Raw genomic sequence first — 20,755 nt, 5'->3', positions numbered from 1 at the left:
AATAACACATAAAAAGGATATTCTATGAAACGGTCAAAAATTGCTTTAGCTATAACATTGTCAATTTCAGCACTATTTCTTACAGCGTGTAATGACGATGATGATGACTATATTGGTGTTAATCCCGATAAAACTTATGTTTCTGAAAAAGCCTATTCTAAGGATACCTTAAGTGGTGCTTCATCTATAAAAGTAATGACTTATAACATGATGAATGTACAAGGGAAAACAGCTGAAGCAACTGCTTTAGTCATGTTCCCGAAAGTTGCTCAACCAAAGGATGGTTATCGCGTAGTGGTATGGGAGCACGGCACTGTAGGAGTAGGGGATAGTTGTGCACCAAGCAATAATACGATTAATCCACGCTTCAAAATTTTAGCTGATACTTTATTAGCTGCTGGATATGTGATTGTAGCCCCAGATTATGAAGGTCTTGGTACAAAAGGAATCCATCCATATCTTAATTTAGCGAGTGAAGCAAAATCAGCATTAGCAGCTGTTAGAGCAGTAAAAGATCGTTATGGCTCACAATTAAATGGCGATTGGATGTCTGTAGGTCAGTCACAAGGAGGTCAGGCATCTATAGGTACTGCTGAATATGCAAATACAGATATAACATATAAAGGTGCAGTTGCAGGCGCGCCTGCGTCGAGTTTGGGAACAATTATTCTTGATGTAGCACCAAATGCATTAGCATTAATTGAGCAGCAAGAAATTGCAGGTAATGTAGCTTTAGATAAACGAGTTTCTATTGACTCCTATGCTACTCTGCTAGCTTACGCCGCTTTAACTGGTGTTGGTATTAAAGCCTATGAACCACGTTTTGAATATAGAGATATATTTCAAACAAGAGCGAAGTCTTTAGCTGAGTTTGCAGAAGGAACTACAGGAGAAAATGGTCTTTGTTTAGATAGTGCTGATCCGAGCCTTAGTCTAATTAATAAATTTAAAGAAGATATTATTAAATTTATGACTGATAACCCAGGTAAAAAAGTTATGGATTATCCGGGACTTGATGTTACTAATTTCAGGTCAAATGAGACGGTTCAGAAATTTTTACTCGCAAGTCAACCTGGTACAAAGCGTTTAGATAAACCGATATATATTGCTCAAGGTAAAAATGATACCAATGTGCCTTATCCAATTACTCAAATGATGGTAGCTGGATTGGTAACTTTAGGTTCACCTAACATTAAACTAGATTTAGTAGAAAATGCTACGCATACTCAAGCAATTGTTTGTAAAAATGCTGATATCTATCAATTTATTCAAACTAATATGCCCGCTAAGACAAATGCAGTTGTAGATCCATCCATAATTGATGCTAGTGGAAAACCAGAATGTACTGGAGTCGCACAATAATTTTTTGGATTTAAAATATTCAAATTAAAAGGGTCCTAAAGTGGGCCCTTTTTTTGTTATATTGTTACGCATTCTGAAATCGATACTATTTGAGTTTGAAGAACTTATGAGCCAGCAACCTATTGAAAAAAAATCTGTTCCTTGGTTATTAATGGGATTAGGTTTACTTATTCCTTTTCTAATTATTGGAATACTTTTCTTGGCTGCAAAAAGTGATGCTAAGAATAAAAAACAATATGAACAGCAGCGTTTAGAGATGGCAAAAAGAATAGCAGAGAAAGAAGCTGCAAATTCTGAAACGAAATAGCTTGTTAATGAATATCCTTTTGTAATTGGCGTACAGTAGGAATATTTGTGTAACGCTTTACAAGGTAGCCTGCTTCAGTAAGCATTTGATCACGAATACGGTCTTCTTCTACTTTTTCAAGATGGGTAGGGTCATCTAGCTCAATAATGGCCATGACTTCCATCTTGTCGTTGAGCACAACAAAGTCAGTAACTTTACGATTGAACTGACTACGAATTTTATAGTCATTACTGGTAATTAAAGCGCTAAAAGCCACTTGTGCTAACACATGATAATTTGGAAAACTTTGTTTTAAACGTATAAACATTTGAGTTTCAAAGTTTGTAATGACAGGGCGAGCAAAGAATTTTTGTTTTGGAAATAAATATGGACGTAAACAGACAACAAGAAAAATACAGGTGCTTACGCAACCTAAAACAATAAAAAATAAGTGACTCGATTCGAACATGTGAAGGCATCATACAAATAAAAACCCACTCATGATGAGTGGGTTTTTAAGAATTTTGGCTCTCCCACCTGGGCTCGAACCAGGGACCTGCGGATTAACAGTCCGTCGCTCTACCGACTGAGCTATGGGAGAATCTGGAAAAGGATTTTAGGCAGGAAAGGGGGCTGGGTCAAGCCTTAATAGCAGAATTAAAGAGAATATCTAACCGATTGGTTTAAAAATACTCGAAACGTTGATTTTATTAAGAATAATAAAAAGTATTAGAAAATCAGAAAATAAAAAGCCCGCAATAAATGCGGGCTTTTAGAATCTTGGCTCTCCCACCTGGGCTCGAACCAGGGACCTGCGGATTAACAGTCCGTCGCTCTACCGACTGAGCTATGGGAGATTAGTAGATGGCTCTCCAACCTGGGCTCGAACCAGGGACCTGCGGATTAACAGTCCGTCGCTCTACCGACTGAGCTATTGGAGAATCTGATGCGCATTTTATGGATGAAATCTAAAAGCGTCAATAAGAATATTAAAGAAAATGAATCGTTTGCTTGATTAATATGCTTTTGCTGTATTAAAAATAAAAAAACCACCCAAAACAGGGTGGTTTTTCATACAGAAATAAAATTATTTCTCTACACCAGCTGGTTGACCTGCAAGTTTTGCATTTGCATAGTCCCAGTTGACAAGGCTTTCTAAGAAAGTTGCGATGTATTTAGGACGTAAGTTACGGAAATCGATGTAGTAAGCATGTTCCCATACGTCAATTGTTAATACAGCAATTTGACCATGTGCAAGTGGAGTGTCTGCATTAGAAGTTTTAGTAATAGATAATTTACCATTTACTTCATCAGCAACTAACCAAGCCCAACCTGAACCGAATTGAGTTGTTGCAGCAGCAGTAAATTCTTCTGCAAACTTTTCGTAGCTACCAAAAGCTTCGTCAATTTTAGCAGCGATTGCGCCAGTAGGCTTACCACCACCGTTTGGCTTCATGCTGTTCCAGTAGAAAGTGTGGTTCCAAACTTGAGCAGCATTGTTGAAAATACCAGCTTTAGATGCATCACCAGCAGTTGCTTTAATGATTTCTTCTAAAGTTTTACCTTCAAGGTCAGTCCCTTTGATTAAGTTGTTTAAGTTAACAACATAGGTATTGTGGTGTTTATCGTGATGGTATTCTAAAGTTTCTTTACTAATATGTGGCGCTAAATCATCATAGCCATATGGAAGTGCAGGTAAAGTAATGGTTGTCATGTTCCTATTCCTTGCATTTGCTGGGTTATACAATTAAGTGGCTCTATTGTAAATGATTCTGGTCACAATAGGGCATCGTTTTAAAGAACTATACACAATAAAGATCTAATTAATACGCATAACACAGATTGAAAAAAAGACTTAATTAAATCGGATTATTCAATTCAAAATATTCAGCTTCAATTGAAAACTGTTTTGAGATCGCTTGTGCCAAACGCTGAACTCCATAACGCTCAGTAGCATGGTGACCACAGGCGAAATAGTGAACTCCTAATTCTTTTGCTTCATAAAAAGTTCGTTCACTGACTTCACCCGAAATGTAAGCATCACAATTTTGCAAAGCAGCTTTAGCAATAAAATCTTGAGCTCCACCTGTACAGAAGCCTACTTTTTGAATACTTTGTTTTTCTGCGGGCAAATGAATTACCTTAAAATCAAAACTGTTTTGTAGTTTTGTTTTAAATTCATCCACAGAAACTGCTTGCTCTAAATAACCAATATTACCAATTGGATGTTTCTCTGTTAAATCGAGTGGTTCTAAATTCTGCAAGTTTAGTTTTTCTGCAATGGCTACATTGTTACCCAAAGTTGGGTGGGCATCTAAAGGTAGGTGGTAAGCGACTAATGAAATATTATTTTGAATGAGTTTTTTAATGCGATTGCCTCGCATTCCCGTAATTGGATACGGTTCGCCTTTCCAAAAATAACCATGATGTACGAGTAATAAATCTGCATTTTGAGCAATTGCTGCATCAATTGCATCTTCGGAAGCAGTAACCGCACAAAGGATACGTCTTACTTCAGTTGAACCTTCAATTTGCAGGCCATTTGGTGCGTAATCTTTAAATTCTGCCGCTTTTAAGGTTTGGTCGCACCACTGAATAATTTCATGCAAATTCGCCATGATATTTCCTGAATTGAGTAGTAAATAATTGCTAAAGCTATAGAAACATATTTTGTTGTGTAACTAAAGCTAGACAAATCTTTTTTGACTTTTTTATGTATATCGACATATTTAATTTAAAATGCTTAACTGAAAACTCTTTTTGTTCAATATATTAATTTAATTAAAAACTTCTTTGCGTAGAGGATATGAACGTGCGCCGCACCTTTACATGGTTACCTTGGGTGTTACTTATTATTGTAATTGCCAGTTTTATTGCATGGCAAAAATACCATCAGCCGAAACCAACTGTTGCAGTTGATGGGGTGCAAATGCCTGCTGAGAAAGTTGAACCACTCGTTGATACTTCGCGAGCGGGCGGGGTGGTATCTTATAGCGCTGCGGTAAAAGTTGCAGCGCCGGCAGTTGTTAATATTTTTACGACCCAGAAAGTTAAACAAAATCATCCTTTATTAAGTGATCCGGTATTCCGCGAATTTTTTGGAAATCAGCTTCCTGAACAACAACAGCAAAATGAAAATAGCTTAGGCTCTGGGGTTATTGTACGAACTGATGGTTATATTCTGACGAATAATCATGTGATTGCTCAAGCAGATCAAATTGTAGTGGCATTACATGATGGCCGTCGTGCAGAAGCAACCATTGTTGGAACAGACCCTGATACTGATTTAGCTGTAATTAAAATCGATTTAGATAAATTACCTGTCCTACCATTTAAGCTAAGTGGTAATGAAGTAGGTGATGTGGTCTTAGCAATTGGTAATCCATTTGGTGTAGGGCAAACGGTAACTCAAGGTATTATTTCTGCCACTGAGCGCTCTGATTTAGGTATCAATACCTATGAAGACTTTATTCAAACAGATGCTGCAATTAACCCCGGTAACTCAGGTGGAGCATTAATTGATGTCGCTGGGAATTTAATTGGGGTAAATACGGCTATTTTTTCTCAGTCAGGTGGTTCTTTAGGAATTGGTTTTGCAATCCCAGCTAAAGTTTGCCAACAGGTATTAAACTCGATTTTGAAAGATGGTCGTGTAGTACGTGGATGGTTAGGGATTAGTTTGGTACCGCCTACACAAGCAGATGTATTAGCACCTAAACAGCAAATTGGTGTTGTGGTTGCAGATGTCTTGAAAAATGGTCCAGCTGCATCAGCAGGTATTAAGATTGGCGATAAAATTATTCAGGTGAATAATGAGCAAATCACTTCAGCGTCTCATTTGATTAATTATGTCGCATTACAAGCACCTAACAGCGAAATTAATGTAATTGTTGAGCGAGATGGGAAGCAACAAAACTTTGTGGTGACAGTAGGGGAAAGAAAAAACCAAAATACTCAATCACAATTTATACCGCTGCCTAAACAGTAAAGATAGAAAAAGCCTCGTAATGAGGCTTTTTTCTGGGTATCAATTAAGTATGAGATAGTGCTTGATGCTGATGTTTGAATTCAGTTAAAGCATCAATACGATACTGAATTAGCATTTCACCAATCTCAGCACCTTTAATGTTTTCAGGTAAATCCTGAGCTTTAATAGAACGAACGATTTGCATCGCATCTAACATGTACTGAGCTTGAGGATACGGACGGTCTTCTAAACCTAGTCTTCCTTTAGCATCACATTCACATGCTTGCACAAATGCTTCCACTCTCTCAGGACGACGTAATACATCTAGACGCTGTAATAGACGCCATACAGTTCCTGGCTTTAACGACATAATCTGATGGCATTTTAGATGTTCTTTACATACTGATAATGCCAACTGTCGAGTTTGAGTTGGAACTTTTAAACGTTCACATAATTCGGTAACAGGTTTGACTCCACGTTCTTCATGCATGATGTGGCGAGGAAGTTCGTTAGCTGGAGTTAATGCTTTACCCAAATCATGTACTAAAACAGCAAATCGAACATCGAGCGAATAGTTTGATTTACAAGCTTGCTGCAACGACATTAAGGTATGTATGCCGCAGTCCACTTCCGGGTGATATTCAGGGCGCTGTGGTACACCAAATAATGCATCAATTTCAGGGAAAAGATGTTTCAACGCCCCACAGTCACGCAATGTTTGAAAATAAACATCTGCATGATCTTCTAAAAGTGCACGAGAAGTTTCTTTCCATACACGTTCTGGTGTTAATGCATCAAGCTCACCTGATTCTGCCATAGTTTGCATAAGCTGCATGGTCTCTGGTGCAATTTGAAAACCATATGAAGAATAGCGAGCCGCAAAGCGTGCAACACGTAAAACACGTAAAGGATCTTCAGCAAAAGCTTCTGAAACATGACGCAAAGTTTTATTTTCTAAATCTGTTTGACCGCCATATGGATCGTATAGTTTGCCATCTTGATCCATTGCTATGGCATTGATAGTCAAATCACGGCGAATTAAATCTTCTTCTAAGCTTACTGTGGTATCGGTAAAAAATTGAAAGCCGTGGTAGCCTTTACCAGATTTTCTTTCAGTACGTGCAAGTGCATATTCTTCTTTCGTTTCAGGATGAAGAAACACAGGAAAATCTTTGCCTACAGGTTGAAAACCTTGGGCGAGCATGTGTTCCGGCGTTGCACCGACAACAACATAATCTTTTTCTTGATAGGGATGCCCAAGTAAAAAATCACGGACGGCACCGCCTACTAAATACACTTGCATGAAAAAACCTCTATTCTTCAAGCAATCATGCTACAGAATAGAGGTTTTCTCAAGTCATTAGAGATGCTTTTCGTAAAAAGCAGTTTCTAAATTACTTTTCTTGTTGTTGGATTTCAGCAACAGTTAAAGCAGTCATATTGATAAGACGACGAGTCGTTGCTGTCGGTGTCAAAATATGAACAGGTTTTGCTGCACCAAGTAAAATTGGGCCAATAGTAACGTTGTTACCAGAAGTCGCTTTCAACAAGTTAAATGAAATGTTTGCTGCATCTAGGTTTGGCATAATGAGCAAGTTTGCAGAACCTTTGAAACGTGAGCCAGGGAATGCAAATTGACGAATGTTTTCGTCTAATGCTGCATCACCGTGCATTTCACCTTCAACTTCAAGCTCAGGAGCTTGCTCAGATAAAATACGATAAACTTCACGCATTTTTTGAGCACTTGAGTCAGTCTGGTCACTACCAAAACTTGAATGAGAAAGTAGGGCTACACGTGGAGTAATACCAAAACGACGTACTTCTTCAGCTGCTAAAATAGTCATTTCAGCAAGTTGTTCAGCAGTCGGGTTTGTATTTACGTATGTATCAGCAATAAACAAGTTACGATCTTCAAGCATTAATGCATTTAAGGTGAAGAAGTTCTTCATACCTTCTTTTAGACCGATGACATTGCGTACAAAGTCAAGGTGAATGTTATAGCTACTGTAAGTACCACATAACATACCGTCTGCTTTACCGAATTTAACCAGTAAAGATGCAATTAAAGTTGAACGGCGACGAGCTTCACGTTGAGCATATTCAACAGTAATGCCTTTGCGTTGCATTGTTTGATAGTAGTCTTTCCAAAACTCTTCATACATTGGGTTTTGTTCTTGATCTACAATCTCAATGTTTACGCCATGTTGTAAACGTAAGCCTAATTTTTTGATATTAGCTTCAATAACAGCAGTACGACCTACTAAAATTGGTTTAGCTAAATCTTCATCAACTGCGATTTGCACTGCACGTAATACGCGCTCATCTTCACCTTCAGCATATGCGATGCGTTTAGGATCAGTTTTTGCTTGAGCAAAAATCGGTTTCATCAAGAATGCAGAGTTATAAACAAACTCAGATAATTTTTGACGGTATGCAGAGAAATCTTCGATCGGACGAGTTGCAACACCTGAATCCATTGCAGCTTTAGCAACAGCAGGGGCAATTTCTAAAATTAAACGTTGATCAAGTGGACGTGGAATTAAATAGTCACGGCCAAATGAAGCAGATTTTTCACCGTAAGTAGCTGCATCAGCTTCTACGTGTGCCATACGTGCAATTGCATGTACACATGCAATTTTCATGTCTTCATTAATCGTTGTTGCACCAACGTCAAGTGCACCACGGAAAATGTAAGGGAAACATAATGCGTTGTTTACTTGGTTTGGATAGTCAGAACGACCAGTTGCCATGATTACATCAGGACGTACTTCATGTGCATGTTCAGGCAAAATTTCTGGATCTGGGTTTGCCAAAGCAAAAATAATAGGGTTCTCAGCCATCTGTTTCACCATTTCTTTGGTGAGAATACCAGCAGCAGAAAGACCCAAGAACATATCAGCACCAGCCATTACTTCATGTAACTGAGTTGCTTTGATGTCTTGAACATAACGTTTTTTTGATTCATCCAAGCCTTCACGTGAAGTAGTGAGTAGACCGCGAGAATCGGCAACAATGATATTTTCTTTATTTACGCCTAAAGCACAAAGTAAATCTAAACAAGAAAGGGCAGCAGCACCTGCGCCTGAAGCTACAATTTTGATTTCATCAATTTTCTTATTTACAAGTTGCAATGCATTGAGCAAAGCTGAACCTACAATGATACTTGTACCGTGTTGATCGTCATGGAATACAGGAATTTTCATGCGTTCGCGAAGTTTCTTTTCGATATAGAAACATTCTGGCGCTTTAATATCTTCGAGGTTGATACCACCGAAAGTTGGCTCAAGAGAGGCAACAATATCTACAATTTTATCTGGATCGTTTTCTGCAATTTCGATGTCAAATACGTCAACACCAGCAAACTTTTTGAAGAGAACGCCTTTACCTTCCATTACAGGTTTAGAAGCTAATGGGCCAATATTACCTAAACCAAGAACAGCTGTACCGTTACTGACTACGGCAACCAAGTTTCCGCGAGCTGTATATTTAGCAGCAGCTGATGGATCACGCTCAATCTCTAAACATGGCGCAGCAACTCCTGGTGAGTAGGCTAGAGCCAAATCTCGTTGGTTGACAAGTTGCTTACTTGGGGTGACGCTGATTTTCCCTGGGTTTGGATATTCATGGTAATTTAAAGCGGCCTGTTTTAAAGATTGATCGTCCATCTGAGTCTCTATTTGATACAAAAAAGCAAACTAGTCAAATTGCTCATTTAGGGAGAGGAAATTCAATTTTTTACTATGCTTTAATTTTTATCAATTAAGAGAATAGTAGACGAATTGCCAATAGCCCCGTAGTGAGCTAAATGCTAAAGAATATAACACTACTTCTTTATTTCTCACAGTCAAAAACGCTCATTTTTGGAAAAAGCAGCATAGGTAAAATAGATGATTAGAACAATTAAGAAATATGTGGTTTTGTTTGCAGATAAGGAATAATTTGCTCAGCAGGGATCGGACGACTAAAGAAATAACCTTGTAAAAAATCACATTGCTGTTTTTGTAGATAGGTGACTTGTTCTTCTGTTTCTACACCTTCGGCAACCAGTTTAAGCCCCATACTTTTACCCATCGCGATCATTGCATTTACAATTGCTTCTTGTTTGTGGTCACCAATTTTAGAAATAAAAGCACGATCAATTTTTAATACGTCAATTGGGTATTCTGTTAGATAGGCTAAAGATGAATAACCCGTACCAAAGTCATCTAAGGCAATTGAGATATCTCGTTGTTTTATCGCATGTAATAGCATTTTTACATTGGCAGTATTGTCTAAAAGGGCTGACTCTGTAATTTCAAGTTCCAGGTCTGAACCTTGTATATTATATTTTTGCAAAACTTCATCTAGATCATTGAGTAATAAGCCTCGATGTATCTGTTGAGCGACAATATTTACAGAGATTTGAATATTGAGATAACCTGCATCTTTCCATTCTTGTAGTTGCTTTCCAACTTTATCCAAAACAACTTTACCAATATCTGAAATCAGGCTACTACGCTCAGCAAAAGGTATAAACATATTTGGCATGACTAATCCTTTTTCAGGATGTTGCCAACGAATTAATGCTTCAAAACCGATAATAGATTGATCATGTAGATTAATTTTGGGTTGGTAATAAATGACAAATTCATCATTTTGTATGGCTTTACGTAATTCTTGCTCTAAATCGGCACTTTTATATGAGTTATTTGTTTTATTGCAATAATAGCAAATTGTATTACCACCTAAGCGTTTTGCTTCGGACAATGCTTGTTCCGCATGGTGGTTGAGGTGATCAATTTGTCTACCATGTTCAGGAAAACATGCAACACCAATAGATGCAGTAATAAAATATTCGTGATTATCAATATAAAAAGGTGCATTGAGCGCTTGTAAAATATTTTGACAATATTGCTCAATATTTGGATGAATTGGGGAAATTTCATAAATAATTGCGAAATCATCACTATTTAAATAGGCAACTAAAATTGCATTGATATTGATTAAGCGCAATCTTTGAGCGAACTGCTTAAGTAATTCATCACCACTATCATTATTTAAAAATTCATTGAAAGCTCGGAAGCGGTCAATGTTCACTCGTATTAATGCTAAGTTTTTAATGTTATATGACGGATTTACTAGATATTGATGTAATTGATTGTAATAGTAAAGGCGGTTAGGCAGGTGGGTGAGGCTGTCGTAATTTTTTAAATAAGATAGATGTTGTTCTTGACGTTTTTGCTCAGTCAGGTCGCGTGCAAACCCGATATAATTGGTAATTTGATTGAACTCATCTTTGACTACATTGATATGCAACCATAAATATACGCTTTTACCAGAACTAAATTTTTCGTCAAACTGACCCATATATTCTCCTGTCTCTAGGAGTTGCTGTGTTATTGATGTATGAAACTGCTGTTGTAATTCTTTTTGATTGATTGTTATGCTAAATAATTCTTTATTAACAAGTTCTGATTTAGAAAATCCTGTGAGTTTTTCATAGTAGGGATTTACATCAATATAGTTTAGGCGCTCATCTAAAATAAATATTCCTTCCGCAGCTTGCTCAAGCACAATTGCAGATAGTCTTAGATGTTCTTGATCTTTCTTCTCTTGATGTATATCGCGAGTCATTCCAACCATACGAAGCGCTTTTTGTGTTTTAGGATCTCTAGTGATGACACGGCCTACATCATGAATCCATCGCCAAGAACCATCTCTACGTAAAATTCGAAAGGTGATATTAAAATGATCTGTAATGCCTTCCAAATGTTGTTTTAAACGTTCGTCAAAAAGTTTTTTATCACTTGGATGTATACGATCTAATATCGTATTGAGATGAATAACGGCAGTCTGAGTTTGTTTTTGTTGATCGAAAAATGTAATTTCTAATTTTTGACTTTGAATATCCCAATCCCAAGGTCGAATACCTGCAGTTTCATGCGCAAAAGCTAAATTGTAGTGATGGCTTTCGAGTTGTTCATTCATTTTTGTGAGATCGTAAGTGCGTTCACGTACTTTTTGCTCAAGCAGATGATTATTAAATTGAAGCTGGGCTTCGATATCTTTAGATTTATTTACTTCTTGTTGGAGCTGTATACATAATTCTTCAGCCCATTGCGTATGTTGATCGGAAATTTGAACAAGCTGTTTGTTTTTTAATAATAATTGAGAAATCTTTTGATAATTACGTTGCGTAGCATATGCACAAAGTACAGTGGCCACAAAGGTAAGATTATAGGCAAAGTAAAAGGGTAGCTGAGTAATTGGGTTATGTGTGAATTGAGCTAGTAATAAGGGCAAGGTACTTGGAATAAATAAGAGATAAAAATATCGTGGTTGCTGGGTTAAAAAAGTAAGGCCAATGATATGAGCCGAAGTAATAAATAAAGCAATTAAAATATGAGCATCTGGTAGAGCGACTAACTCAGGGGGAAGATAAAAATGAATAATTGTGACGTTTATTCCAATTAAGATGCCTGAGATCAAACAAATACTTTGTAAAATGTGATTAGCTTTTTTTGTAAAATCAATTGCACGGTAGTGAGTTAAAATATTTGGAATAAATAATAAGCCGATAAGAGATGCTACAGTGAGGCCAATAGACCAGCTAAAAATTGTTATTACAGATGAAAAATAATAAGAAAAAATACCATATGAAATGAGACATAGCAGTATTAAGCTAATCAAATACCAGCGTATATATTGAGTTGAAAGTTTCAGCTGTTCAATTTTTGTTTGATGCTGTAGATATTCTTCCTGAAGCCCAGACATAAGATTTTTCTATCCTATTTTTTTACATATATACAGAAAGAATCTGATTTATCAGTGAAAAAGAATTTGAAATTTTATTCATACAATAAAAGTAAGTTAACTTTAAATAACGATTTAATCAATGTTCACTGAACTCAGGTGGATAAAAATCGATAATTTAAAATAGACAAGGCAACAACAGGTGCGGTTTCTGTACGTAAAACACGGTCACCAATGCACCAGTTCATAAAACCAGCTTGATTGGCTTGGGTAATTTCATTTTCACTTAGCCCACCTTCTGGGCCAATAAGTAAAGCAAGATCAGGTTGTATTCCTGCTAATACATCTTTTTGTTCTTTTTCTGGTGCTAAAACAAATTTAGATTGGGGAAGCTCAGAAGAACTTAACCATTCATGAAGAGAAATTGGTGCTAATACTTCGGGAACTAAGTTCAGGCCACATTGTTCACATGCTGCAATTGCTACAGCTTGCCAGTGATCTAATTTTTTTTGATCTCGATCGTATTTTAAGCGCATTTCACAACGTTCACTTGTTAGCAATTGAATCTGACTTACACCCAATTCAGTGGCTTTCTGAATGGCATAATCCATTCGATCGCCTTTACTCATGACTTGACCTAAAACAGCTTTAAAAGGGGCAGCACGGTTTGCAGGGTTAAAATTCTCAATTGTGACAAACGCATTTTTCTTATTAATTTCGGTTAATGACGCGAGATATTCACCACCTTGTCCATTAAATAGAGTCGCTTGTTCTTGTAATTGTGCACGTAAAACGCGAACCCAATGATGGAATACTGATTCTGTCAGTTGAATTGTTGAGCCAACTGTAAGTTCAGTTTCGATAAAAAAACGGTTCATTGGGTACGCCTTACAAAATTAATTTAAACCAAGATCAACAACAAGTTGACGAGTAGGTTCGATTTGATTCATTGAATAGAAGTGTAAGCTTGGCGCACCACCTGCAATCAGGCGTTCGCATAGCTTAACAACAACTTCATGACCGAAAGCTTTGATACTTTCACTGTCATCACCATAGGCTTGTAATTGCTTACGGATCCAGCGAGGAATTTCAGCACCCGTACCGTCTGCAAAGCGAATTAGGTTGCTTGCGTTGGTAATTGGCATGATTCCTGGAGCCACCGGAATGTTAATTCCAGCTTTTTCCAAGCGCTCTATAAAATAAAAGTATGAGTCTGGATTAAAGAAGAATTGAGTAATTCCTGCATTGGCACCAGCTTGTACTTTTTCAATAAAACGTTGAATATCTGAATCAAGGCTTTCAGCTTGAGGATGCATTTCTGGATAAGCTGCAACTTCAATATGAAAATGATCACCTGAGTGCTCACGAATAAAACGTACTAAATCTTGAGCATAAGGAAGCTCACCAAGCCCAACCTGACCAGATGGTAAGTCACCACGTAAAGCAACAATACGGTCAATGCCTTGAGCTTTATATAAATCCAGTAACTCAGCAATACGAGCTTTATCATCACCAATACAAGAAAGATGAGGCGCAACAGGAGTGCCTTTACCATTGAAATCTTCAATAGCAGCAAGCGTGCGTTCGCGAGTAGAACCACCAGCACCATAAGTAATCGAGAAAAACTCTGGATTTAATAGCTGTAATTCTTGGTGAACAATACGAAGTTTTTCGGCACCAACATCAGTTTTCGGCGGAAAAAACTCAAAAGAAATAGGTGTACGTTTAGTCATGTCAAATCCTTGTAAACAGCGAAACATTTTAGAAAAAAGGGCAGTCGGTTCACCGTCTGCCCTTAAGTTCTTAGTATTTGTAAGCGTCAGATTTGAATGGTCCCTCAACAGCAACACCTAAATAATCGGCTTGCTCTTGAGTTAACTGAGTAAGTACACCACCGAAACCTGCAACCATTGCAGCAGCAACTTCTTCGTCAAGTTTCTTAGGAAGAACTTCTACACGAATTTTTGCAGCTTTCTCATTTGCAGGAAGATCAGCAAATTTCTCTTGGAATAAGTGAATTTGTCCTAGAACTTGGTTAGCAAAAGAACCATCCATTACACGTGATGGGTGACCAGTTGCATTACCTAGGTTTACAAGGCGACCTTCAGAAAGAAGGATAAGGTAGTTGTTTTCGTCTTCTGAACGATAAACTTGGTGAACTTGTGGCTTAACTTCAACCCACTTGTAACCACGTAAATACGCAGTGTCAATTTCTGTATCGAAGTGACCGATGTTACATACAACTGCACCAGCTTTTAAGCTGTCTAGCATTGCGGCATCACACACGTGGTAGTTACCAGTTGTTGTTACAACAAGGTCAGTGTTGCCAAGAAGATCGTGGTTAATATCTTCTTTTTTGCCTGTTTGTACGCCGTTTTTATATGGAGATACAACTTCATAGCCGTCCATACATGCTTGCATTGCACAAATTGGGTCAACTTCTGTTACACGAACGATCATACCTTCTTGACGTAAAGATTGAGCAGAACCTTTACCTACATCACCATAACCAACTACAAGTGCACGGCGACCAGACAAAAGCATGTCAGTTGCACGTTTGATCGCGTCATTTAATGAGTGACGGCAACCATATTTGTTGTCGTTTTTAGATTTAGTAACTGAGTCATTTACGTTAATTGCAGGAACTTTCAAAGAACCGTCTTTCCACATTTCGATAAGACGTTGAACACCTGTTGTAGTTTCTTCAGTAATACCGTGAATACGTTCTAAAAGAGCAGGGTATTTTTCATGAACAAGAGCAGTTAAATCACCGCCATCGTCCAAAATCATGTTGGCATCCCAAGGTTGACCATTTACATTGATCTGTTGTTCAAGGCACCATACATATTCTTCTTCAGTTTCACCTTTCCAAGCAAAAACTGGAATACCGCGAGCAGCAATTGCAGCAGCAGCATGGTCTTGAGTAGAGAAAATGTTACATGATGTCCAGCGTACTTCAGCACCTAATTCAACAAGCGTTTCAATAAGAACAGCTGTTTGAATGGTCATGTGAATACAACCAAGAATTTTTGCGCCAGCAAGTGGTTTAGAAGCTGCATAGCGTTTACGTAAGCCGATCAAAGCTGGCATTTCTGCTTCAGCAAGTTTGATTTCTTTACGGCCGTAGTCAGCAAGAGAGATGTCAGCAACTTTGTAATCTGTAAATGAAGCATTAACCGCGTTCATCAGGATCTCCTAGGAAAAAATAGTATTGATCATTCTGTTCGCGGATGCCGTTGTTGGTTAAAACGAGTGTTTAACCGATCGTCGAGCCTGGCAAATTGATCTTTAGTGCCGATCATTTGTCGCAGCATCCCTCGACTAGCGAAACATTGTACTTGGAAAAGCTTTTAGTGCCAATCCAGTTTTGTTTATTATCTGCGTAATTATCACTTTAGATTCTAATTATGGCATTAAATATTCCCGAGTCGTTGGCACGCCTAGAGTCAAACTGTGGCGTTTTTGCAGTTTGGATGTTACTTCAACATCATGGAGTACAAATTGATGTTGCTGAGTTGATTAATGTTTGCCGACACGATGAAGAAGGCACCTATACGATTGCCTTAGCTGTTGCTTTAAAGAAACTAGGATTTGAAGTGTCATTTCATTCAGATGAGGATCCTAGCATTAGCCCCAGCGAACGTATGAGCTATAAAGAAGCAAAGGTATTAAAAATTCCAACTGGACCAGCGCTGAGCTATCAAGATATTCAAGCTGCAATTCAAAACGGAAAAATGGTGATTGTGTACTACGATACTTTGGATGGCGTTGGTAATCAGTCGCTCATTTATTCTATAGATCAAAATGAAATCTGCTTTTTTGATAGTTTCGAACCAATGTTAGCTGCAGTTTTTGAAAAGCAGCGTAAAGCAGAAGGAATCTGTCGTCAGGCTATTATAATTGGTGATCGTAATTTAAGTATTTATTCGACTAAATTAAATTAGGTCAAAGTGAGCCAGTACAGTGCTGGCTCATATTGAAGTTATTTTTGTTGATATTCTTGAATTACTTCTAAAGCAGCACGAAAAGCTTCTTGAGTAGCAGGTGCGCCGCAATATGGTAGGCTGTGCAATAAAGTTTCTTGAATCTCTTCAACTGTACAACCATTGTTTAGTGCACCACGAACATGGCCTTTGAGTTCAGTTGGCGATTTAAGTGCGGTTAGCATAGCTAAAGTTATTAATGAGCGATATTTACGTGGAAGTACACCTTCACGTTGCCAAGTCGATCCCCATGCATGTTCGTTAATCCAGTCTTGTAAAGGCTGAGTAAAGGGTACGGTGTTTTCTTGGGCACGTTTTACAAAAGCTTCTCCCATCACTTCTGTGCGAACTTTTAATCCATTTTCGTAATCTTGCTTAGACATTAATTTCTCCTAAAAATAAAAGCGTCGAGTGACGCTTTTATGGTTATTTATTAATTAATGCGAATCAAAAATGATTGCAATAGTGAATTAGTGGAGGCACCAGTCACACTATTTGATGAGGGTTTGACAAAGGAAGATCTTTATTTAAATCTTCATCAAATACATCTGTAAGCATGCTGTCGAATCGAATTGCGTTGTATTGCAATAGTTGTTGAGCTTCGCTTTCAGAAATAAAACCTTCTTTTATCGCTTGTTGAATATTCTCTTCGAAAGTCAGTCCTGTAAATTTGCCTTTAGATTCAGCTTTTTTAAACTTATCCCAAAGTGGTTCAAGTGTTCGTAGAATTTGGAATGTATGTTCTAAACGTCCAGTCACATCATCGGCTTTGGTTGAATAAAATACGTGATGCTTAAGCTGCTCTCTAAAAGGATGCTCTTGCATCATAAGTTCAGCGACTTGTTGTTTTAACTCATCATCTGGTTTTGAAATGACACGACCAAAAGGGAAACAGATCCATTTTACAAATGCTGCCGGAAGTTTAGCTGGGAAGTTTTCAAATAATCCCCAAAATGCTTCCTGAATATTCAAGAAAGCTTTTTGTAGCGCTAATTTTGCATGAAGTTGTTCGGCTTCAGTTTTTTGGCCAGCTTCATAAAATTTTAAAATCGCAGTAGAAATAAAGAGGTGCGCGTGAATATCTGCCAAGCGTCCTGATAACATTTCTTTGCGTTTTAGGTCTCCTGCAAGTAAACCAAGTGACATATCTGAAACAAGTGCGAAGTTGGCACTAAAACGATTAATCGTTTTATAGTAACTTGCGGTGAATTGATCTGCTGACTGAGGCGCATCGCTTGAGCCACCTGTCCAACCGTAAGCAAATGATCTTGCACCACGGTTAAAGGTATAGGCTAAATGTTTGAATAATAAATCATCAAATTTTTTGACTGAGTTATTTTTGTCTTCAGATTGAAGGAGTTGCAACTCTTCAAATAGATAAGGGTGACAACGCATTGAGCCTTGGCCAAAAATCATCAATGAACGGGTCAAAATATTTGCGCCTTCTACCGTGATAGCAATCGGAATCGCTTGATATGTAAGGGCAAGGAAATTACGTGGCCCGAGTTGAATTGCTCGTCCTCCAGCAATATCCATTCCGTGATTAACGACTTTACGCATTGTTTCAGTTGCATAATATTTTGCCATGGCGGTCATCACGGCAGGTGTTCCACCTTGGTTTAGGCCACATGTGACTAAATAACGGAATGCTTCAAGCATGTAGGCATCGCTGGCAATTTCACTGGTTGCTTCTTGTACGCCTTCAAATTTACCGACAGAAATATTAAATTGCTGGCGAATTTTCGCAAAAGCACCAACGGTTAAATAGCTCATTTCACCTGCGGCTGTGGCTAATGCTGGAAGGGAAATACCTCGGCCCACACCTAAACATTCCATGAGCATGCGCCAGCCTTTTCCGGCATTTTCTTGACCACCAATAATCCAGTCAATAGGAATAAAAACATCTTTTCCTTCTACTGTTCCATTCATAAATGGAGAGCCGGGATAATGACGTGCTCCTATTTTTACACCCGCATGGCTTGCAGGGATGAGTGCACAGGTAATACCGTATTCGGTTTTATTTTTATCGCCGAGTAGACCTTCAGGGTCATAAAGTTTAAATGCTAGACCAACAACAGTTGCAATTGGTGCAAGCGTAATCCAGCGTTTAGAGAAATTCATGCGAAGTCCAAGGACTTGAGCACCTTCATATTCGCCGTAGCAAACAACACCTGAATCTGGAATGGCGCCTGCATCTGAACCTGCTTCTGGGCTAGTTAAACCAAAACATGGAATTTCCTCACCTTTAGCAAGGCCCGGTAAATATTGCTGCTTTTGTGCATCTGTACCGTAGTGCATGAGTAGCTCACCTGGTCCTAACGAGTTTGGAACCATACAACTCACAGCTGTGGTGAGTGAGCGTGAAGCAATTTTGGTCATAATACGGCTTTGGGCAAATGAGCTAAATTCTTTGCCACCAAAGGACTTTGGAATAATGAGGCCTAAAAAACCTTTATCTTTAATAAATTGCCAAACTTCAGGTGGCAGATCTTTTAAGTGATGATGAATCTCCCATTCATCTAGCATGCTACAAAGGAGCTCAACTTCATTGTCTATAAAACTTTGTTCTTCTGCTGACAAGGTTGGGTAGGGGTACTTTTCAAACTGAGACCAATCAGGTGCCCCCATAAACAACTCTTTTTCCCACCAACTGGTACCTGCCTCTAAAGCCTCTTGTTCAGTCGTACTGATGCTCGGCATTGAGTTTGCTAAAGTTTTATATGCAGGTTGAGTAATTAGGTTAAAGCGTAATGGTGCAAATAAAATAATGATACTAAGGGCAATAAGTGGAATACCTAAAATGAGAGCCCATGGCGTTAATATGAGTGCAGTAAATATAGCTACCACAATCGTAATAACACTGCCAATGACGCGATTTAGGTTAAAAAAGAAAATTGCCCATATTGTAAAAAGCTGAATGACAATGCTTAAAACAAAGAGTAGGAAAACCATACTTGCTCCTTGCTAGATAAGTCCTCAAGTTAGAAGTTACAAAAAGCGAGGAGAGATTTAAGGCTTAACTAGCTAATTTTAATGCTGTTTAAATTTAATTTTTTATGTCGCAATTGATGTATATGCTAGAGCAGGGATATATCGTACTTTTAGGTATAAGATATTTTTAAGTGAAAGTGTAATGGGTTGTTTTATCGATTTGTCAAGAAATGTTATTGATTTTCTTATACAAATAAAAAGCCCTCTGAAGTAGAGGGCTTTTATAGATATTTAATTTTTAAGCTTCGACAACTTGAACAGCGATTTTTTTAGCTGGATCTACTTTGCGACGAACTTCTGGTACGGGTTCACCGTGGTATTGACGATCAGCAAAGTAACTTGAACGCACCATTGGTGCAGACCAAATATTTCTAAAGCCAAGCTTACGGCCATGCTCGGCATAACGTTCGAACTCTTCTGGTGTTACAAAGCGGTCAATTGGCGCGTGTTGTTTAGAAGGTTGTAAGTATTGACCAATAGTCACATAGTCAACATCGTGAGCACGCAAGTCATCAAGCAATGCAATAACTTCTTCTTCAGTTTCACCGATACCCACCATCAAACCACATTTTGTTGGGATATCAGGGCAATATTCTTTAAACATTTTTAATAAGTTTAAAGAATGTTGATAGTCTGAACCTGGGCGCATCGCTTTATATAGACGTGGCACAGTCTCGATGTTGTGGTTAAATACGTCTGGTGGACATTCAGTCATAATGCGTAAAGCAATATCCATACGTCCGCGGAAATCTGGTACTAAAATCTCAAGCAATGTATTTGGGCTTAGTGCACGAGCTTCTTTGATACAGTCCACAAAGTGTTGTGCACCACCGTCAAGTAAGTCATCACGGTCAACCGAAGTAATTACTGCATATTTGAGCTTAAGATTAGCAATTGTCTCTGCCATGTGACGAGGCTCATCTGCATCGAGTGCATTTGGACGGCCATGTGCTACATCACAGAAAGGGCAACGACGTGTACAAATATCACCCATGATCATGAATGTTGCTGTACCACCGCCAAAGCATTCTGGAAGGTTTGGACAAGCAGCTTCTTCACAAACGGTATGGAGTTTTTGAGCACGTAAAGTGGTTTTAATACGCTGAACTTCTTCTGGTGCCGTCATCTTGACACGAATCCAGTCAGGTTTACGCGGCACTTCAACCGTAGGTACAACTTTTACAGGAATTCTTGCGACTTTTTCTGCGCCACGAAGTTTTACACCCTGTTCAGGTTTACGGTGTTCTGACATATTTAACTTTTCCACTCGTTTATAGAGACATTGACATTGTATTATAGCGAACTTCTGCAGTTAATAGCGGAAAATAACTATTCATATAATAAATGTGGTTATTCAGAAATATAGGGTTGAGAAATACATAAATTCACCGCATATTAGCCATAATTTATTATAAAATATGGTCATTCAAGTGA

The 20,755-nt window shown here is 38.2% G+C and carries 16 protein-coding genes and 3 tRNA genes; 4 read left to right on the top strand and 15 right to left on the bottom strand.

Going from position 1 to position 20,755, the window contains the following annotated elements; translation table 11 throughout:
• The first annotated feature begins 24 nt into the window (after positions 1 to 24).
• Positions 25 to 1,362 (top strand): alpha/beta hydrolase family protein, encoded by a 1,338-nt coding sequence (locus HJG58_RS09495; protein WP_170248684.1) that lies wholly within the window; start codon positions 25 to 27, stop codon positions 1,360 to 1,362.
• A 106-nt stretch (positions 1,363 to 1,468) separates the two neighbouring features.
• Positions 1,469 to 1,669 (top strand): hypothetical protein, encoded by a 201-nt coding sequence (locus HJG58_RS09490; RefSeq protein WP_032035709.1) that lies wholly within the window; start codon positions 1,469 to 1,471, stop codon positions 1,667 to 1,669.
• 4 nt (positions 1,670 to 1,673) lie between these two features.
• Here HJG58_RS09490 and HJG58_RS09485 read toward each other — a convergent pair whose 3' ends face one another.
• The 6 genes from HJG58_RS09485 to HJG58_RS09460 all read right to left on the bottom strand — a co-directional run bounded on the left by HJG58_RS09485 (position 1,674) and on the right by HJG58_RS09460 (position 4,266).
• Complete coding sequence (locus HJG58_RS09485; protein ID WP_170248683.1) at positions 1,674 to 2,117, bottom strand: DUF2726 domain-containing protein; 444 nt, start codon at positions 2,115 to 2,117, stop codon at positions 1,674 to 1,676.
• Positions 2,118 to 2,173: 56 nt separating this feature from the next.
• Positions 2,174 to 2,249, bottom strand: a tRNA-Asn gene (locus HJG58_RS09480).
• A 180-nt stretch (positions 2,250 to 2,429) separates the two neighbouring features.
• Positions 2,430 to 2,505: transfer RNA gene (locus tag HJG58_RS09475), tRNA-Asn, on the bottom strand.
• Between the two features lie 8 nt (positions 2,506 to 2,513).
• Positions 2,514 to 2,589: transfer RNA gene (locus HJG58_RS09470), tRNA-Asn, on the bottom strand.
• Between the two features lie 146 nt (positions 2,590 to 2,735).
• On the bottom strand, positions 2,736 to 3,362 hold the full coding sequence (locus tag HJG58_RS09465) for a superoxide dismutase (protein ID WP_000208083.1): 627 nt from the start codon (positions 3,360 to 3,362) through the stop codon (positions 2,736 to 2,738).
• Positions 3,363 to 3,507: 145 nt separating this feature from the next.
• Positions 3,508 to 4,266, bottom strand: coding sequence for a Nif3-like dinuclear metal center hexameric protein (locus HJG58_RS09460; RefSeq protein WP_170248682.1), 759 nt, complete (start codon positions 4,264 to 4,266; stop codon positions 3,508 to 3,510).
• Positions 4,267 to 4,460: 194 nt separating this feature from the next.
• Here HJG58_RS09460 and HJG58_RS09455 point away from each other — a divergent pair, with 194 nt between their 5' ends.
• On the top strand, positions 4,461 to 5,636 hold the full coding sequence (locus HJG58_RS09455; protein ID WP_170248681.1) for a S1C family serine protease: 1,176 nt from the start codon (positions 4,461 to 4,463) through the stop codon (positions 5,634 to 5,636).
• 43 nt (positions 5,637 to 5,679) lie between these two features.
• Here HJG58_RS09455 and HJG58_RS09450 read toward each other — a convergent pair whose 3' ends face one another.
• From HJG58_RS09450 to ahcY, 6 genes are all read right to left on the bottom strand, one after another.
• Positions 5,680 to 6,918 carry a multifunctional CCA addition/repair protein gene (locus tag HJG58_RS09450; protein ID WP_130172332.1) on the bottom strand — a complete coding sequence of 413 codons (1,239 nt, stop codon included), beginning with the start codon at positions 6,916 to 6,918 and terminating at the stop codon, positions 5,680 to 5,682.
• Positions 6,919 to 7,009: 91 nt separating this feature from the next.
• Positions 7,010 to 9,280 carry an NADP-dependent malic enzyme gene (locus tag HJG58_RS09445; RefSeq protein WP_170248680.1) on the bottom strand — a complete coding sequence of 757 codons (2,271 nt, stop codon included), beginning with the start codon at positions 9,278 to 9,280 and terminating at the stop codon, positions 7,010 to 7,012.
• Positions 9,281 to 9,515: 235 nt separating this feature from the next.
• Positions 9,516 to 12,368, bottom strand: a complete 2,853-nt coding sequence (locus tag HJG58_RS09440) for a putative bifunctional diguanylate cyclase/phosphodiesterase (RefSeq protein ID WP_170248679.1) — start codon at positions 12,366 to 12,368, stop codon at positions 9,516 to 9,518.
• A 134-nt stretch (positions 12,369 to 12,502) separates the two neighbouring features.
• Positions 12,503 to 13,225, bottom strand: a complete 723-nt coding sequence (locus HJG58_RS09435) for a 16S rRNA (uracil(1498)-N(3))-methyltransferase (RefSeq protein WP_086265815.1) — start codon at positions 13,223 to 13,225, stop codon at positions 12,503 to 12,505.
• Positions 13,226 to 13,243: 18 nt separating this feature from the next.
• Entirely contained in the window at positions 13,244 to 14,080 is an 837-nt protein-coding gene (gene metF / locus HJG58_RS09430; RefSeq protein WP_170248678.1) for a methylenetetrahydrofolate reductase [NAD(P)H], read from the bottom strand.
• A gap of 70 nt (positions 14,081 to 14,150) precedes the next feature.
• Positions 14,151 to 15,533, bottom strand: a complete 1,383-nt coding sequence (ahcY, locus tag HJG58_RS09425; RefSeq protein WP_016145934.1) for an adenosylhomocysteinase — start codon at positions 15,531 to 15,533, stop codon at positions 14,151 to 14,153.
• Between the two features lie 221 nt (positions 15,534 to 15,754).
• Here ahcY and HJG58_RS09420 point away from each other — a divergent pair, with 221 nt between their 5' ends.
• A complete protein-coding gene (locus HJG58_RS09420; RefSeq protein WP_170248677.1) occupies positions 15,755 to 16,291 on the top strand; it encodes a cysteine peptidase family C39 domain-containing protein in 537 nt (178 codons plus the stop codon).
• A gap of 38 nt (positions 16,292 to 16,329) precedes the next feature.
• Here the strand turns inward: HJG58_RS09420 and HJG58_RS09415 are convergent, their stop codons facing one another.
• The 3 genes from HJG58_RS09415 to lipA all read right to left on the bottom strand — a co-directional run bounded on the left by HJG58_RS09415 (position 16,330) and on the right by lipA (position 20,573).
• A complete protein-coding gene (locus tag HJG58_RS09415; protein WP_000043120.1) occupies positions 16,330 to 16,713 on the bottom strand; it encodes a carboxymuconolactone decarboxylase family protein in 384 nt (127 codons plus the stop codon).
• 103 nt (positions 16,714 to 16,816) lie between these two features.
• On the bottom strand, positions 16,817 to 19,282 hold the full coding sequence (locus tag HJG58_RS09410; RefSeq protein ID WP_170248676.1) for an acyl-CoA dehydrogenase: 2,466 nt from the start codon (positions 19,280 to 19,282) through the stop codon (positions 16,817 to 16,819).
• Positions 19,283 to 19,559: 277 nt separating this feature from the next.
• Positions 19,560 to 20,573, bottom strand: a complete 1,014-nt coding sequence (lipA, locus tag HJG58_RS09405) for a lipoyl synthase (RefSeq protein WP_002118167.1) — start codon at positions 20,571 to 20,573, stop codon at positions 19,560 to 19,562.
• Positions 20,574 to 20,755: the final 182 nt, after the last annotated feature.

Source organism: Acinetobacter geminorum (assembly GCF_013009345.1).
Taxonomy (GTDB): Bacteria; Pseudomonadota; Gammaproteobacteria; order Pseudomonadales; family Moraxellaceae; genus Acinetobacter; species Acinetobacter geminorum.
This window is presented reverse-complemented; position numbering and strand designations above follow the sequence as displayed.

Bases quoted from the DNA above. Each gene is read 5' to 3' on its own strand.
- lipA (WP_002118167.1), bottom strand. From the start codon at position 20,573: ATGTCAGAACACCGTAAACCTGAACAGGGTGTAAAACTTCGTGGCGCA.
- HJG58_RS09485 (WP_170248683.1), bottom strand. From the start codon at position 2,117: ATGTTCGAATCGAGTCACTTATTTTTTATTGTTTTAGGTTGCGTAAGC.
- HJG58_RS09415 (WP_000043120.1), bottom strand. From the start codon at position 16,713: ATGTCTAAGCAAGATTACGAAAATGGATTAAAAGTTCGCACAGAAGTG.
- HJG58_RS09495 (WP_170248684.1), top strand. From the start codon at position 25: ATGAAACGGTCAAAAATTGCTTTAGCTATAACATTGTCAATTTCAGCA.
- HJG58_RS09490 (WP_032035709.1), top strand. From the start codon at position 1,469: ATGAGCCAGCAACCTATTGAAAAAAAATCTGTTCCTTGGTTATTAATG.
- HJG58_RS09465 (WP_000208083.1), bottom strand. From the start codon at position 3,362: ATGACAACCATTACTTTACCTGCACTTCCATATGGCTATGATGATTTA.
- HJG58_RS09420 (WP_170248677.1), top strand. From the start codon at position 15,755: ATGGCATTAAATATTCCCGAGTCGTTGGCACGCCTAGAGTCAAACTGT.
- HJG58_RS09445 (WP_170248680.1), bottom strand. From the start codon at position 9,280: ATGGACGATCAATCTTTAAAACAGGCCGCTTTAAATTACCATGAATAT.
- ahcY (WP_016145934.1), bottom strand. From the start codon at position 15,533: ATGAACGCGGTTAATGCTTCATTTACAGATTACAAAGTTGCTGACATC.
- HJG58_RS09410 (WP_170248676.1), bottom strand. From the start codon at position 19,282: ATGGTTTTCCTACTCTTTGTTTTAAGCATTGTCATTCAGCTTTTTACA.
- HJG58_RS09450 (WP_130172332.1), bottom strand. From the start codon at position 6,918: ATGCAAGTGTATTTAGTAGGCGGTGCCGTCCGTGATTTTTTACTTGGG.
- HJG58_RS09460 (WP_170248682.1), bottom strand. From the start codon at position 4,266: ATGGCGAATTTGCATGAAATTATTCAGTGGTGCGACCAAACCTTAAAA.
- HJG58_RS09435 (WP_086265815.1), bottom strand. From the start codon at position 13,225: ATGAACCGTTTTTTTATCGAAACTGAACTTACAGTTGGCTCAACAATT.
- HJG58_RS09440 (WP_170248679.1), bottom strand. From the start codon at position 12,368: ATGTCTGGGCTTCAGGAAGAATATCTACAGCATCAAACAAAAATTGAA.
- metF (WP_170248678.1), bottom strand. From the start codon at position 14,080: ATGACTAAACGTACACCTATTTCTTTTGAGTTTTTTCCGCCGAAAACT.